This is a genomic window from Amycolatopsis sp. VS8301801F10 (assembly GCF_046195355.1).
GTDB lineage: Bacteria > Actinomycetota > Actinomycetes > Mycobacteriales > Pseudonocardiaceae > Amycolatopsis.
This window is the reverse complement of sequence record NZ_CP176065.1, coordinates 263,325-277,711: the sequence shown is the minus strand read 5'-3', so window position 1 is coordinate 277,711 and position 14,387 is coordinate 263,325. Positions and strand designations below refer to the sequence as shown.

Below are 14,387 nucleotides of genomic sequence, written 5' to 3'. Positions count from 1 at the left end.
GCCGCTGGTCTCCGCGCGAGCGGAGTCCAGCGGCCGGAGGGGGAGCGCTAGAGCAGTGCGCCGAGCGGCAGGATCAGCGCGATCGCCACCACCGAGATCACCGTCTCCATTACCGACCAGCTCTTCAGCGTCTGGCCGACCGACATCCCGAAGTACTCCTTGACCAGCCAGAACCCGGCGTCGTTCAGGTGCGAGAAGAAGAGCGATCCGGCGCCGATGGCCAGCACGAGCAGCGCGTTGTGCGTCGGGTCCAGCGTCGCGGCCAACGGGGCCACGATGCCCGCCGCGGAGACCGTCGCGACCGTCGCCGAGCCCGTCGCCAGGCGGATCGCCACCGCGACCAGCCAGCCGAGCAGCAGCGGGGACAGGTTCGCGCCCTTGGACAGGCTGGTGATCACGTCGCCGACCCCGGCGTCCACGAGGGTCTGCTTGAACCCGCCGCCCGCGGCCACGATCAGCACGATCCCGGCGATCGGGCCGAGGGAATCGCCGATGATCGACGACAGCCGTTCCCGGTTCAGCCGCGCCGGGCGGCCCAGCACGACCATGCCGACGAGGACCGCCAGCAGCAGCGCGACGAGCGGGTCGCCGATGAAGTCCAGGACGCGGCGGACCGGGTTTCCCTTCTCCGCCAGGATGTCCGCGAGTGCCTTGGCCAGCATCAGGACGACCGGCAGCAGCACGGTGGCCAGCGTCGCGGCAAAGCTCGGCCGGTGCTTTTCGTCGGCGCCCCCGGATTCCGGCACTAGCCGGGCGGGCGGCGCGGCGTCCGGCACCATCTTCGCGGCGAGGCGGCCGAACAGCGGTCCGGCGATGATCACCGTGGGAAGCCCGACCAGCAGGCCGAGGCCGAGGGTGAGGCCGACGTTGGCGTTCAGCGAACCGGCGGCGGCCAGCGGGCCGGGGTGCGGCGGGATCAGGCCGTGCAGCACCGACAGCCCGGCCAGCGCCGGAATTCCCAGCAGCAGCACCGGTTTCCCGCTGCGCTTGGCGACCAGCAGCACCACCGGGATCAGCATCACGAGGCCGATCTCGAAGAACATCGGCAACCCGATCAGCGCGGCCACGAGCGCCATCGCCCACGGCAGCCCCGGCCCGCGGACCCGGCCGAGCACGGTGTCCACGATCCGGTCCGCGCCGCCGGAATCGGCGAGCAGTTTCCCGAGCATCGCGCCGAAAGCGATCAGCACGCCGACCGAGGCGACGGTGCTGCCGACGCCGTTCGTGAAGCTCTTCAGCAGTTTGTCGACCGGCATCCCGGCGACCAGGCCGAGCACGCCGGAGCCCAGCGTGAGCGCGAGCAGCGGATGCAGTTTGACCTTGCTGATCAGCACCACGATCACCGCGATGGCGAGCACCGTGGCGAGGATCAGGCGGGTGTCGTGGCCGGTCCAGCCGGCGGCGAGGGTGGTCATGCGCGCTCCTGGTACGCGGCGAGGGCCGACTTGACGAGTTCGGCGGGAGGACGGCTGATGTCGAAGGTCTGGCCTGGCTCGTCGGGCTCGAGCGGTTCGAGGTCGGCGAGCTGGGAATCGAGCAGCGAGACCGGCATGAAGTGGCCGCTGCGGGTCTTCATCCGCTCGGCGAGCAGGTCGCGGGAGCCGTGCAGGTGCAGGAACCACACGTCCCAGCCGCCGCGCAGCACGTCCCGGTAGCGCCGCTTGAGCGCGGACGAGCTGACCACGCCGCCGCTTTCCTGGTGCTCGGCGATCCACAGCGCGATCGCGGCCAGCCAGGGCTCCCGGTCCTCGTCGGTGAGCGGATGGCCCGCGGTCATTTTCTCGATGTTGGCCTTGGGGTGGAAGGTGTCCGCCTCGGCGTACTCGACCCCGAGCTCCTCCGCGACGGCTTTGCCGACCGTCGTCTTGCCCGAGCCCGATACGCCCATCACCACGATGACCGTCATGCGCACCTCCCACGTCTTTGTGCCCTGGAGAGTCAAACTCAAAAGTACTACTTAATCAAGAAGAAGTAGTACTTAATCGAGTCAGAGGGTTAAGTTGAGCCGGTGGGGAATGATCGGCACGAGGACATGCTCGACGAGCTCGGCGCGGCCATCGCGAGCGGCGAGCTGGCGCCGGGCGCGGTGCTGCGCTCGGAGGAGCTGCAGGAGCGGTACGGGGCTTCGCGGACGGTCGCCCGCGAGGTCGTGCGGGTCCTCGAGACGATGGGGTTGACCAGCAGCCGCCGCCGCGTCGGGGTCACCGTCCGCGAGCCGGCCGAGTGGAACCACTATGACCCGAGGCTGATCCGCTGGCAGCTCGACGGCGCGGACCGGCCGGCCGCGCTGCGCACGCTGACCGAACTGCGCTCGGCCGTCGAACCGTGTGCCGCGCGGTTCGCCGCGATCCGGGCGACGCCGGAGGAACGCGGCCGGCTTCGCGCGCTGGCGGTGCATCTCCAGCGCACGGCGCGCGCCCGGGACCTCGACGCCTTTCTCGGCCACGACGTCGCCTTCCACGATCTGCTGCTGTCCGCGTCGCGGAACCCGATGTTCGCGCAGCTGTCCTCAGTGGTCGCCGAAGTGCTCGCCGGTCGCACCGGGCACGGCCTGATGCCGGCAGAACCGCAGCCCGAGGCGGTCGCGCTGCACGTCGAGGTCGCCGAGGCGATCGACCTGGCCGAGCCGGAGCGGGCCGAACGCGCCATGCGCGACATCGTGGAGCAGGCACGCGAGGAAATCGCCGCCGCGGTGTCGAGTAATCTCGGCGGCTGAATCGTCCACGTTCAGGGGGCTACAGGTGAGCGCGGCGCGCGCGATCGGCTTGATTCTGGGTTTGGCCGCCGACGGTGCACTCGGCGATCCGCGGCGACGGCCGCCGGTCACCGCCTTCCGCCGGGCGGTCGCGGCCACCGGCTCGCGCCGCGCGGCGGGCTTGGGGATCGCGGGCGCGGCAGTCGCGGCCGGGGTGCTGGCCGAGCGCGCCGGCCGGCGCAGCCCCGTGCTGCAGGCGACCGCGACGGCGGTGGCGACCTGGGCGGTCGTCGGCGCGGCCGGGCTCGCCACGCAGGGCACGGAACTGGCGCGCGATCTCGAGGAAGGCCGTCTCGATCCGGCGCGCGACACACTGTCCGAACTGGACCCGCGCGTGACGGACGGGCTGAGCACGATCGGGCTTTCCCGTGCGTCCGTGGAAACCCTGGCCGAGAACACGTCCGAAGTGGTCGTTACCCCGTTGCTGTGGGGCGCGGTCGCGGGAGTGCCCGGATTGCTCGCGGCGCGGACCATCGGCTTGCTGCGCCGGCTGCTTCCCGGACATTGGGTGCTCGACCGGCTCGACGAACTCGTGCACCTCCTGCCGACCCGGGCCGCCGCCGCGCTGACCGTCGCGGGCGCGCCGGTGGTCGGTGGTTCGGCGGGCGGCGCGTGGCGGGCTTGGCGGCGGGACACGATCGCGCATCCGAGCCCGAACGCCGGTCGCGTCGAGGCCGCTTTCGCCGGGGCGCTGGAGATCCGGGTCGGCGGGCGGACCGAGTATCCGCACGGCGTGGTGGAGTTGCCGGTGCTCGGGGGTCGGGCGGAATCCGGACGCCGGGCACGTGACGCGCGCGGTGGAACTGTCCCGGGTGGTCGGTTGGCTGGCTGCCGGAACGTCGGTGATCGTGGCCGTGCTGTCCGGAATACGCCGCCGAAACCCTTGAGCCGTCAGGGTTTCAGGTGGGCGATGGCTGCCGCGTCGCCGTAACCGTCGCGTTCGGACAGTCGCGCCTTGATCCGCTGCCGGTCTTCGGATTTCTTGTTGCCGCCGTACTTGAACTTCGCTCGCACGTCGGTCACCGTCAGCTCGACGCCGCGAATCCCGGGCAGCAGCCGCCGGTCCGGAGCGTCCACAGCGGACACTGGGGTGCGTTTGCCGTCCGGTTCGAAGTGCGCCAGCTGGTGGTTCAGCAGCGCGGCCTTCTCCTCGGGATCGTCGATGACCCGGACGTCGCAGGCCAGTTGCACGCTCGCGTAGTACGAAGTCGGCACGCCGAGCGCGGGGTCGTCGGCGGTGTTCCAGTCCGAGCGGATGTAGGTGTAGTCGCCGGTCACGGTCAGCAGGGCGCGCGGGTGTTCCTCCAGCAGCGGCCATACCGGGTTCGGCCGGGCGAGGTGCAGCCGGACGGTCGCGTCGCCGTCGAAGACGAAGTGCGTCGGCACGACCACGGGCAGATCACGGCCGCGGCCGCCGGCGACCAGTTCGCCGAAATCGTGTCCGGCGAGCCATTCCCGCCATTCGTTCTCGTCCGCGGTGTCCCAGGGGTGGATCAGCATACGGCCAGTATCAGCGGCGGAAGTGGCCCGGACAAAGAGCCATTTTCCCGAGAAACGACCAGGCCACTCAGGCGGTCGGAGAGTACTCGTCCTCGGAGTCTTCGGCGAGCATCTCCGCGACGGACTTGCGCCGGCCGCGCTGCGGGCGCTCGGTCGTCAGCGCGCCGCCCGGACGCAGTTCGCGGATCGTGAAGTACAGCCAGCCCAGCAACGCCATCGTGCCGAACGCCAGCCACTGCAGCGCGTACGAGAAGTACGGGCCCGACTCGAGCTGCGGCAGCGGCAACGCCTTGAGCACGCCGGGCTGGCCGTTGTCGAGCTGGAAGTACCCGGGCCGGATAGTGAGGCCGGAAGCCTTCGCCACCACGCGCGAGTCGACGGTGTAGCTCTGCAGCTTCCCGTTCGTCGACGCGTCGGCAAACGCTTCGCGGTTCTTCGGGTCTGTCTCGTCGCTTCGCACGCGCGCGACGACCGTCACCTGTCCGCCCGGCGCCGCCGCGTACGGGAGCACGCCGGAGTCGCTGTTGAGCCCCACGTAGCCGCGGTCGATGAGGTACACAGTGCCGTCGGTGGCGCGAAGCGGCGTAAGGACTTCGTACGCGCCTTGGCCCTGGACAGTGCGCAGCCGCGCGACGACTTCCGCCGAAGGCAAGTACGTGCCGGTGATGGACACGAGATGCCACTCGGTGTTCTTGTCCGGCTTCGTCCCCGGCGGCAGCAGCTGGGCCGCGGGCGCGGGTTTCGCGGTGAACGACGTGGTCAGCGCGTTGTTCTGGGTGACCTGCTCGCTGTCGCGCCGGAACTGCCACGGGGCCAGCAGCGTGTAACAGCAGATGGCGAAGGTGAACACCACCACTGTCAACGCCAGCCATCCCGGCCGGAGCAGAAACCGCAACCGCACCCCTCTACGGTAGGCCGTCGCGTTCCGTGCGCGCACCCGGACCGGACGTCACGCCTGTTCGCGGACCCAGTCCAGCAGTCCCGGCACGCTTCGCTCGATCATCCCGAGCACGTCCTCGAAGCCGTCGTCGCCGCCGTAGTACGGATCCGGCACCTCGGCGCCCTCCGGAGCGGACGGGTCGAACGAACGCAGCAGCCGCACCCGCGAAGGGTCTTCGACGCGGGACTTCAGGAAGTCAAGGTGGCTCCCGTCGGCGGCGAGAAGCAGATCGGCTTCGAGGTCCTCTTCGCTGACCTCGGCCGCGACGTGCTCGGTGGGGTAGCCGTGCGCCTTCAGCGTGGCGCGCGCCCGCCGGTCGGCCGCCTCGCCGACGTGCCACGGCCCGGTGCCCGCGCTGGACACCCGCACGGCGTCGGCGAGGCCCGCGTCGGCGAGCTTCTTGCGGAAGACCAGCTCCGCCATGGGCGAGCGGCAGATGTTTCCGGAGCAGACGAACACCAGCTTGGGCATGGCCAGCAGTGTTCCAGAGCAGTCGTGCGAGGATCCCCAGGTGCCTGCCTTAGCCGAGATCATCGCCGTCCTCGAACGCAGTTACCCGCCCCGGCTGGCGGAAAGCTGGGACGCGGTCGGGCTCGTCTGCGGAGACCCGGCCGAGAACGTCGACCGCGTGCTGTTCTGCGTCGACCCGGTCGAGGAGACGCTCGCCGAAGCCGAGGAGATCGGCGCGCAGCTGATCGTCGCGCACCATCCGCTGCTGCTGCGCGGCGTGCACGGCGTTCCCGCGGACACCGCGAAGGGCTCGCTCGTGCACCGGATGATCCGCGGCGGCATCGCGCTCTACTGCGCGCACACCAACGCCGACTCGGCCGACCCCGGCGTGTCCGACGCGCTCGCGCAGGCCATCGGCCTGGAGGTCGACCGGCCGCTCGACCCGCACGAACCCGGCGGAGCCACCGGGATCGGCCGGATCGGGCACCTGCCCGAGGCCGAGCCGTTCGCCCAGTTCGTCCAGCGCGTCGCCGACGCGTTGCCGGCCACCGTGCCCGGCGTGCTCGGTGCGGGCGACGCGGACCGGCCGATCCGCACCGTCGCGGTGTCCGGCGGCGCGGGCGACTCGTATCTCGCGAAGGCGACGGCCGAGGGCGTCGACGCGTACGTGACCGCGGATCTGCGCCACCATCCGGCCGGCGAACACCTCGCCGCCGCCGGAACTGTGCCCGCGCTGGTCGGCCTGACGCACTGGGCCAGCGAGTGGCCGTGGTGCGGACAGGCCTCGGCCCTTGTCGGCGCGGCCTTTGCGGGTACCGTCGAAGCTCACGTCTCCACGCGGTGCACCGACCCGTGGACCATCCGCGCTACCGCCCAGTAACTAAATCAGGGAGCACAGTGAAGGCCGACCCCGCCGTCCAGCGTCAGCTGCTCGAACTCGCGAAGGTGGACGCCGAGCTTTCGCGCGTCGCGCACCGCCGCCGCACTCTGCCCGAGCTCGCCGAGATCGAGGCGGGGGAGAAGACCGTCCGGGAGAAACGCGACGCGCTCGTGTCCGTCGAGACCGCGACGTCCGACCTCGACCGGGAGATCGCCCGGCAGGAGAAAGAGGTCGAATCGGTGCGGGCGCGCGAGGACCGCGACCGCAAGCTGCTGGAATCCGGGTCGGTCGGCGCCAAGCAGATGACCGACATCGAGCACGAGCTGCAGACGCTCGGCCGCCGCAAGGGCGCGCTCGAGGACGACCTGCTGGAGCTGATGGAGCAGCGCGAGGCGCTGGGCCTGGACGCGCAGCGCACCAGCGCCGAGGTCGAGAAGGCGGAGCAGGAAGTGCGGGCCGCGCAAGCCCGTCGCGACGAGGCGTTCAAGGACCTCGACACCACCGAGGCCCGGCGCAAGGAGGACCGCGCGAAGCTGATTCCCCGGTTCCCGGAACCGCTGCTCAAGCTGTACACCCGCGTCCACGAGCACAAGGGCATCGGCGCGGCGCTGCTGCGGGCCCGCCGGTGCGGAGCCTGCCAGCTGGAAATCGACCGCAACGCCATTTCCGAGATCAAGACCGCGCCCGAGGACGCCGTCGTGCAGTGCGAGAACTGCGGCGCGATCCTGGTCCGCACGCTGGAGTCGGGCCTGTGACCGAACGGGCGATCGTCGAGGCCGACGGCGGTTCGCGGGGCAACCCCGGCCCGGCGGGGTACGGCGCGGTCGTGAAGGACGCGGCCACCGGCGAGGTGCTCGCCGAACGCCACGAGTACCTCGGGGTCGCCACGAACAACGTCGCCGAGTACTCCGGGCTCGTCGCCGGGCTCGCCGCGGCCGCCGAACTCGGAGTGTCCATTGTGGACGTCCGGATGGATTCGAAGCTCGTGGTCGAGCAGATGTCCGGACGCTGGAAGATCAAGCACGCCGCGCTGCAGCCGCTCGCCGCGCAGGCGCGCGAGATCGCGGCGGGCTTCGAGCGGGTCAGCTACACCTGGATCCCGCGTGCGGAGAACTCGCACGCGGACCGGCTGGCGAACGTCGCGATGGACAGCGCCGGCTCCGGAGCGACCTCGCCCGCCCCGGTTTCCGAGGCGCGACCGAAGGACCAGGCCGCCGAGCCGGACCGGGTGTCCCCGGCGGGCTGGACCGGCGCCCGCGGCACGCCCACCAAACTGCTCCTGCTGCGGCACGGCCAGACCGAGATGTCGGTCGGCCGCCGCTACTCCGGGCGCGGCGACGTCCCGCTCACCGAGCACGGCCGGGGTCAGGCCGCCGCGGCCGCCAAACGGCTGGCCGCGATGCCCGGGCTGATCGGCGAGGACGGCGAACCGGCTCCGATCGTCTCGTCGCCGCTGATCCGCACCAAGCAGACCGCGCAGGCGGTCGCCGACGCGCTCGGCGGCCGGGTCGAAACGCACCCCGGCCTCATCGAGACCGACTTCGGCGAATGGGAGGGCCTCACCTTCGGCGAGGCCGCCGAACGGGACCCGGAACTGCACCGCTGCTGGCTCAGCGATTCCTCCTGCCCGCCGCCCGGCGGCGAGAGCTTCGACGCGGTCCACGAGCGGGTCGGCAAGGCCCGGCGCGACCTCCTCCAGCAGTACGACGGGCGGACGGTCGTCGTGGTCAGCCACGTGACGCCGATCAAGACCCTGCTGCGGATGGGGCTGGACGCCGGGCCGTCGCTGCTCTTCCGGCTGCACCTGGACCTGGCGTCGCTGTCGATCGTCGAGTTCTATCCGGACGGCAACGCCTCGGTGCGGCTGGTCAACGACATCTCGCATCTGTCCTGACCAGGACATCTGTGAGGTGGATCACGGTCGGGGATGACGTGTGAAACGGCCCGGATGAGGTATTGGCTAGAGTGCGGTGTCGACCGCGGCGCCGCGGCGCAGGTCCCGGCCGGGACTTCAAGGGGGGCGCAGGCTCGTGCGTTTCTTCGGCAGAATCCGCAAGTGGAAACAGTGACGAGGACATGACGGCTAGCGCACTCACCGCAGTATCCGAGCCCGACCTGCCGGGGGAGGAGACGACCGACCCGCCCGCGCGGTTCAAGCTCAGCTGGCTGGCGTCGACGCTGGCGGTGCTGGCCGGCGTGGCCGCGATCGCCTGGCACACCACCCGCTACGGGCACTGGATCGTCGACGACGCGGCCATCACGTTCTCCTACTCGCGCAGCGTCGCCGATGGCCTCGGCCCGGTGCTCGCCCCCGGCCAGCCGCCGGTGGAGGGCTTCTCCGACCCGACCTGGATGATCCTGCTCGCGCTGGGCAAGGTCGTCGGCCTGTTCGACAAGGGCCTGCTGTTCGGCATCCCGGACTACGTGCTGTTCCCGAAGCTGCTCGGCCTGTTCTTCGCCGCGGGCATCCTGGTGCTGTGCCACCTGGTGGCCCGGCAGGTGTTCCGCAGGCACGCGTGGGCGATCACGCTGGCCACCGGCCTCGGGCTGGCGGCGATCCCGTCGTTCGTGATCTGGGTGGTCTCCGGCCTCGAGAACTCGCTGTTCGCGTTCTTCACCACCGCGCTGGCCGCGCTGCTGTTCACCGCGCTGCGCAAGGAAAACTCGCTGTCGTTCAAGGTCGCGATCGGCGCCGGCGTGCTCGTCGCCGCGGCCGCGCTGACCCGGCCGGAAGGCCTGATCTACGCCAGCGCGTACCCGATCGTCCTGCTGTTCGGCGTGAAGCGCGAGGGTTTCTGGCGGAGCTTCCGGCCCGCGCTGGCGTCCGTCGCCGCCTTCGCCGTGCTGTTCGGCGGCTATGTCGTCTGGCGGTACACGGAGTTTCACCGGCTGCTGGCGAACCCGTCGGTCGCGAAGAAGCAGGGCCTGCCGACTTTCGCCTCGATCATCCGGCCGCACCAGCTGGTGGAGTACGCGGGCATCGCGCTGACGCTCGTGCTGCTCGCCGCGGTCATCTGGGCGCTGGTCAAGGTGCCGTGGCGACGTCCGCTGATCGGGCTGGTCACGCCGCTCGCGCTGGGCGTGATCGCGTACGGCGTGATGGTGCCGGACTGGATGGCGCAGTACCGCTTCGCGACGCCGGTGTGGGTGCTGGGCACGCTGTGCGGCGTCATGGCCTTCGCCGAGCTGCTGCGTTCGCTGGCGAAGGTGCAGTGGCGCGCGGTCGCGGCGCTCGTGCTCGTGGCCGCGGCGGTCCCGTCGGCGATCGGCTTCGTGCAGCACGACGAGGAATTCGTGAAGAGCCCGACCGTCCCGGCCTGCCTGATCGCCGACCGCTTCGGCCGCGGCTTCAACACCTACGCGGACATGCTGGGCCTGCAGCACGCGTCGCTGCTGCTGCCGGACCTCGGCGGCTCGTCGATGACGAGCCGGCTCGAACTGGTCGACATGGCCGGCCTGGTCAACGCGCCGATCGCGGACCTGACGCACAAGGAAGACATCGCCGGCCTGCGCGACTACGTGTTCGACACGGTGAAGCCGACGTTCATCCACTCGTGGGGCCCGTGGGCGGACGGCAACGGCATCAGCGTCGACCCGCGTATCGACCGCGATTACGTCCCGATCCTCGTGTACCCCGGCCCGGGCAAGCGGCAGGGCGACTTCGTCCGCAAGGACGCGGTGACCGACCCGGCGAAGCTCGCGGCGGTTCAGCACTACGCGCAGGTGACCATGATGGACGTCGAGGCACAGCGCTTCGGAGACGGCCTGGACGACTGCGGCCCGACGTTGTCGCGGGGAAGCACGATCGCTCCTCGCGGCTAGAGGGCCAGCCACAGCGCGCAGGTCGCCGCTGCCAACGACAGCGGCGTGGTGAGCGCCCCGAGCCGCAGGAACTCGCCCACCGGCGGGTGTTGTCCATGCCGGACCACGACACGTCGCCACAGCAGGGTCGCCAGCGAGCCGAGGTACGTCGCGTTCGGGCCGATGTTCACGCCCAGCAGCACGGCTAGCAGCACGCCCTGGTTCGGGTGCGGGCCGAGGACCGACAGAAGGATCAGTGTCGCGGGCAGGTTGTTGACGACATTGGCCAGCACCGCCGCGACGGCCGCGGCGAGCAGCAGTTCGGGCAGCCCCGCCGTCGTCGGCAGGATGGTGCGCAGCAGACCGCCGAGGACGTGTTCGTCGACTGCTTCGACCACGACCGCGAGAGCGAGCACGAAGAGGACCAGCAGCGGGGACGCCTCGGTGACCACCTGCCAAGGCCGGATCTTCCGCTCTGCCAACGCTTTGGCGGCCAGGACGAGCGCGGTCAGCGCGGCGATCCAGACCGGTTCGACGTGCACGAGCTGTCCCGTCGCGAAGCCGACCAGCATGACTGCTAGCACGACGAGGGTGAAGACCGGTGCGCGCCGGTGTTCGGGCTGGCGCGTGCTGACCGGTTCCCGGAGGTCCTTGCGGAAGAACCAGGCGAACGCGGCGAGTTCGACGGCGAGCGTGACGAGCCAGGGCAATGCCATCAGCGCGGTGAAACCGGCGAAGGTGAGGCCGGACGCGGTGAACGCGAGCAGGTTCGTCAGGTTGGAGACGGGGAAGAGCGTGGACGCCGAGTTCGCCAGGTGCGCGCACGCGTAAACATGCGGACGTGCGGTGAGTTTCAGTTCCGCCGCGGTGGCGAGGACGACCGGGGTCAGCAGGACGACTGTGGCGTCGAGGCTGAGCACGGCGGTGACGATCGCGGCCGCGGCGAAGGTGAGCAGCAGGAGCCGAGGTTGCCGTCCTCGGCAGATTTCGGCGAGTTCGGCACCCAGCCAGGTGAAGACGCCTTCCGCCGCCGCGAGGTGGCTGACCAGCAGGATCGCTGCGAGAAAGCCCATCGTCGGCAGCATCTGGACGACCCGCTCGCCTGCTTCGTGCGGCGAGGTCAGGCCGAGCGCGAGTACGGCACCGGCGGCGGGGACCGCGAAGACGGCTTCCGGCAGGCCGCGCGGACGCGCCATGGCGAACCACAGCGTTCCGGCCAGAAGCAGCAGGGACAGGGGACCGTTCACCCCCGAACGCTAGCCGCCGGGAAAATTCAGATCCCCGCCGGTTCCGGCACTCCCGCGCCGCGGGCCAGCACCCGCTCCTTCTCCCGGATCACCGGCAGCACCTCCCTGCCGAAGTGCTCGACGTCCTCCAGGTAGTGCAAGAACCCGAGCAGCAACAGGTTCGCGCCGCGCTTTTTGTACTCGATCGCCCGGTCCGCGATCTGTTCCGGCGTCCCGATCAAGCCGGTCCGGAAGCCGTCGTTGTATTGCACCAGGTCCGCGAACTCCGAATCCGCCCACATGCCCTTGGCGTCCGAAGTGGACTTGCCGGCCTGCGCTACCGCGGAACGGAATCCTTCGACGGCGGGCACGTTCGCCTTCGCCACGATCTCCCGCAGCACCTCGCGGGCCTCGGCTTCGGTCTCGCGGGCGATCACGAACCCGTTGAGCCCGAACCGCACCGCGTGGTCGTTCTCCGCGGCGTACCCGCGCACCTCGTCGACCTGCTCGCTGAACCCGGCGAAATCCTTGCCATTGCTGAAATACCAGTCCGAAACGCGGCCGGCGAGCTTGCGCGCGGCGGTGGAGTTGCCGCCCTGGAACACTTCCGGATGCGGCCGTCCGGGACCGGCGACCGGTTTGGGTTTGATGTCGAAATCGTGGATCCGGTAGAAGTCGCCGCGGAACTCGGCGTGGTCGTCGGTCCACAATTGCTTGAGCACCCGGATGAACTCCTCCGAGCGGCGGTAGCGCTCGTCGTGTTCGAGCCACGGTTCGCCGAGCCCGGTGAACTCGTCTTTGAACCAGCCGCTGACCACGTTCACCGCGGCCCGGCCGCCGGAGATGACGTCCGCGCTGGCGACGAATTTCGCCAGCACGCCGGGCTGCCACAGTCCGGGATGGACGGCCGCGATGACCTTCAGCCGCTGCGTCGCGAGCAGCAGCGCCAGGCTGAAACCGGTGGATTCGTGCTGGTAGGCAGCGCCGTAACTGGCGGTGTAGCGGACCTGGGTGAGCGCGTATTCGAAGCCGTTGTTCTCGGCGAGCACGGCCAGTTCGCGGTTGTACTCGTAGCCCCAATCGGTGCGCTGTTCGATGTCGCTGGTGACCAGGCCGCCGCTCACATTCGGGACCCAGTAAGCGAATTTCAGAGGTTCCTGCTCTTCGGGTGCGGTCATGGCGGGAGTGAAACAGCGGGCCGGAATGGGGTCAACGCGCGTCCACGCGATGGAATGTGCCAGCCCGGACCCGGGGCCGGGCGGTCTCCCGGGTACGCTGTTTCGGCGGACGAGCTGGCAGGACGGTCGCGGCCCGGGGTCTCCCGGTCCGAGGAAAGTCCGGACTCCGCAGGGCAGGGTGGTTGCTAACGGCAACCCGGGGCGACCCGCGGGACAGTGCCACAGAAAACAGACCGCCCCCGTCTCGCGACGGGGGTAAGGGTGAAACGGTGGTGTAAGAGACCACCAGCATCCCGGGTGACCGGGATGGCTCGGTAAACCCCACCCGGAGCAAGGCCAAGAGGGAGTTCGCTCCTGCGCAGGCGATCGAGGGCGGCCCGTCCGATGCCTGCGGGTAGGCCGCTGGAGCCTGTCGGCAACGGCAGGCCGAGATGGATGACCGTCGCCCGGTCCGCCGCGAGGCGGCCCGGGAACAGGATCCGGCTTACATGCCAGCTCGTCCGCCCGATCGCTACGATCGGGCGCATGGGTCAAGCCGTCGCCGCCGCTGTCGCCTTCCGGACCACTTTCGACGCTCTGCACGCCCCCGTCTACTTCGCTCCAGAAACCCAGCAGCGGCTCGCCGCCGCCGGGCTCAAACCCGGGTCGATGACCTACTTCGCCAGCCGCGCCGCGGCGATGGGCCAGGTCGGAGCGGGCACAGTCACCGCGACCTTCTACAGCTTCAGCCCCAGCCTGATCGCGCACTTCATCCCGCGGGTCTGGACCATCGCGAGCCCCGAAACAGTCCTCGAAGCCCGGCTCGCCGCCGTCGACGAGATCTACCGCAGGCTGTTCGGCGACGAGACGCTCGCGTCCGCCGAAGTCGCCGAAGCCGCGGCGCTTGCCCGCGAAGCCACCGAAGGCTGCCGTCCGGAAGGGCGCCCGCTCTACGCCGCCCACGCGGACCTGGCGTGGCCCGAACAGCCGCACCTCGCGCTCTGGCACGCGATCACGCTGCTGCGCGAGCACCGCGGAGACGGGCACGTCGCCGCCTTGACCACCAACGGCCTGTCCGGTCTCGAAGCACTGGTCACGCACAGCGCGACCAGCAACGGAACCCCGCCGGACACAGCCAAGCGCACCCGCGGCTGGAGCGACGAGGAATGGGACGCGGCCGCGGCCCGGCTGTCCGTGGACGGAATCCTCGACGCGGACGGCGCGCTGACCGAGCGCGGGCAGGAGTTGCGCGAACGCGTCGAGACGGCGACGAACGCGGCGGCGGAAGGTCCGTGGCGGCACCTCGGCGAGGAGAAGACGGCTCGGCTGGAGCAGCTGTGCGCTTCGCTCAGCCGCCGGGTGATCGAAGCCGGCGCGATCCCGAGCGCGGCGTTCCGGGCCTGAGCCGCGGGACGGTCCGGAACTGCCCGGGATCACGCTTTGTAGTGAACAAATGCGCACATCGGACGTGATGGTGACCGTTATCGCATCAGAGAGTGATCAATTCCGGATTGTTTTCCAGTCCGGTTGTCACTCACCGGACTCGCGGCGGAACGCCGATCGGGGCATGCCACACTGGTGCCTGCCCGACACGCCGGTCCGGAGCGCACCGAGAGTGAGCGTCGCGCGTTTTGCGGAGCCGCACCGCCGGAACACTGCGCAATCCGGGTGGCTTGGG

General features: G+C 70.4%; 13 protein-coding genes, 1 other RNA gene and 1 pseudogene. 8 read left to right on the top strand and 7 right to left on the bottom strand.

The window, feature by feature from the left end:
- Nucleotides 1-47: 47 nt before the first annotated feature.
- Complete coding sequence (locus tag F9C11_RS01255; protein ID WP_409183117.1) at nt 48-1,415, bottom strand: gluconate:H+ symporter; 1,368 nt, start codon at nt 1,413-1,415, stop codon at nt 48-50.
- Nucleotides 1,412-1,906, bottom strand: a complete 495-nt coding sequence (locus F9C11_RS01250) for a gluconokinase (protein ID WP_409183116.1) — start codon at nt 1,904-1,906, stop codon at nt 1,412-1,414. Before F9C11_RS01250 ends, F9C11_RS01255 begins: the two co-directional genes overlap by 4 nt.
- Before the next feature lie 126 nt (nt 1,907-2,032).
- Between F9C11_RS01250 and F9C11_RS01245 the strand changes: the two genes are divergently transcribed.
- Nucleotides 2,033-2,716, top strand: coding sequence for a FadR/GntR family transcriptional regulator (locus F9C11_RS01245; RefSeq protein WP_409186783.1), 684 nt, complete (start codon nt 2,033-2,035; stop codon nt 2,714-2,716).
- 25 nt (nt 2,717-2,741) lie between these two features.
- Nucleotides 2,742-3,642: pseudogene (locus F9C11_RS01240) on the top strand (cobalamin biosynthesis protein).
- Between the two features lie 4 nt (nt 3,643-3,646).
- On the opposite strand, the gene F9C11_RS01235 reads toward F9C11_RS01240, so the two are convergent.
- The 3 genes from F9C11_RS01235 to F9C11_RS01225 all read right to left on the bottom strand — a co-directional run bounded on the left by F9C11_RS01235 (nt 3,647) and on the right by F9C11_RS01225 (nt 5,666).
- Nucleotides 3,647-4,255 carry an FMN-binding negative transcriptional regulator gene (locus tag F9C11_RS01235; RefSeq protein ID WP_409183115.1) on the bottom strand — a complete coding sequence of 203 codons (609 nt, stop codon included), beginning with the start codon at nt 4,253-4,255 and terminating at the stop codon, nt 3,647-3,649.
- A gap of 67 nt (nt 4,256-4,322) precedes the next feature.
- On the bottom strand, nt 4,323-5,156 hold the full coding sequence (locus F9C11_RS01230) for an SURF1 family protein (protein WP_409183114.1): 834 nt from the start codon (nt 5,154-5,156) through the stop codon (nt 4,323-4,325).
- A gap of 48 nt (nt 5,157-5,204) precedes the next feature.
- A complete protein-coding gene (locus F9C11_RS01225; RefSeq protein WP_409183113.1) occupies nt 5,205-5,666 on the bottom strand; it encodes a low molecular weight protein-tyrosine-phosphatase in 462 nt (153 codons plus the stop codon).
- Between the two features lie 40 nt (nt 5,667-5,706).
- On the opposite strand from F9C11_RS01225, the gene F9C11_RS01220 reads away from it, so the two are divergent.
- The 4 genes from F9C11_RS01220 (at nt 5,707) to F9C11_RS01205 (ending at nt 10,347) form a co-directional block, all read left to right on the top strand.
- Nucleotides 5,707-6,525, top strand: a complete 819-nt coding sequence (locus F9C11_RS01220) for a Nif3-like dinuclear metal center hexameric protein (protein ID WP_409183112.1) — start codon at nt 5,707-5,709, stop codon at nt 6,523-6,525.
- Between the two features lie 17 nt (nt 6,526-6,542).
- Nucleotides 6,543-7,280 (top strand): zinc ribbon domain-containing protein, encoded by a 738-nt coding sequence (locus F9C11_RS01215; RefSeq protein WP_409183111.1) that lies wholly within the window; start codon nt 6,543-6,545, stop codon nt 7,278-7,280.
- Nucleotides 7,277-8,419, top strand: coding sequence for a bifunctional RNase H/acid phosphatase (locus tag F9C11_RS01210; RefSeq protein WP_409183110.1), 1,143 nt, complete (start codon nt 7,277-7,279; stop codon nt 8,417-8,419). The genes F9C11_RS01215 and F9C11_RS01210 overlap by 4 nt, the downstream gene beginning before the upstream one ends.
- A 182-nt stretch (nt 8,420-8,601) precedes the next feature.
- Complete coding sequence (locus F9C11_RS01205) at nt 8,602-10,347, top strand: hypothetical protein (protein ID WP_409183109.1); 1,746 nt, start codon at nt 8,602-8,604, stop codon at nt 10,345-10,347.
- Here F9C11_RS01205 and F9C11_RS01200 read toward each other — a convergent pair.
- The gene (locus tag F9C11_RS01200) at nt 10,344-11,522 is read right to left on the bottom strand and encodes an SLC13 family permease (RefSeq protein WP_409186782.1); all 1,179 of its coding nucleotides are present in this window, start codon (nt 11,520-11,522) and stop codon (nt 10,344-10,346) included. The two genes, F9C11_RS01205 and F9C11_RS01200, sit on opposite strands and share 4 nt — an antisense overlap.
- 77 nt (nt 11,523-11,599) lie before the next feature.
- Nucleotides 11,600-12,730, bottom strand: coding sequence for a dimethylsulfone monooxygenase SfnG (sfnG, locus tag F9C11_RS01195; RefSeq protein ID WP_409183108.1), 1,131 nt, complete (start codon nt 12,728-12,730; stop codon nt 11,600-11,602).
- A gap of 110 nt (nt 12,731-12,840) precedes the next feature.
- On the opposite strand from sfnG, the gene rnpB reads away from it, so the two are divergent.
- Nucleotides 12,841-13,233: RNase P RNA component class A (gene rnpB / locus F9C11_RS01190), an RNA gene on the top strand.
- Nucleotides 13,234-13,255: 22 nt separating this feature from the next.
- The gene (locus F9C11_RS01185; protein ID WP_409183107.1) at nt 13,256-14,113 is read left to right on the top strand and encodes an SCO6745 family protein; all 858 of its coding nucleotides are present in this window, start codon (nt 13,256-13,258) and stop codon (nt 14,111-14,113) included.
- The last annotated feature ends 274 nt before the right edge of the window (nt 14,114-14,387 follow it).

Bases quoted from the DNA above. Each gene is read 5' to 3' on its own strand.
- F9C11_RS01245 (WP_409186783.1), top strand. From the start codon at position 2,033: ATGCTCGACGAGCTCGGCGCGGCCATCGCGAGCGGCGAGCTGGCGCCG.
- sfnG (WP_409183108.1), bottom strand. From the start codon at position 12,730: ATGACCGCACCCGAAGAGCAGGAACCTCTGAAATTCGCTTACTGGGTC.
- F9C11_RS01185 (WP_409183107.1), top strand. From the start codon at position 13,256: ATGGGTCAAGCCGTCGCCGCCGCTGTCGCCTTCCGGACCACTTTCGAC.
- F9C11_RS01225 (WP_409183113.1), bottom strand. From the start codon at position 5,666: ATGCCCAAGCTGGTGTTCGTCTGCTCCGGAAACATCTGCCGCTCGCCC.
- F9C11_RS01250 (WP_409183116.1), bottom strand. From the start codon at position 1,906: ATGACGGTCATCGTGGTGATGGGCGTATCGGGCTCGGGCAAGACGACG.
- F9C11_RS01200 (WP_409186782.1), bottom strand. From the start codon at position 11,522: ATGGCGCGTCCGCGCGGCCTGCCGGAAGCCGTCTTCGCGGTCCCCGCC.
- F9C11_RS01205 (WP_409183109.1), top strand. From the start codon at position 8,602: ATGACGGCTAGCGCACTCACCGCAGTATCCGAGCCCGACCTGCCGGGG.
- F9C11_RS01235 (WP_409183115.1), bottom strand. From the start codon at position 4,255: ATGCTGATCCACCCCTGGGACACCGCGGACGAGAACGAATGGCGGGAA.
- F9C11_RS01255 (WP_409183117.1), bottom strand. From the start codon at position 1,415: ATGACCACCCTCGCCGCCGGCTGGACCGGCCACGACACCCGCCTGATC.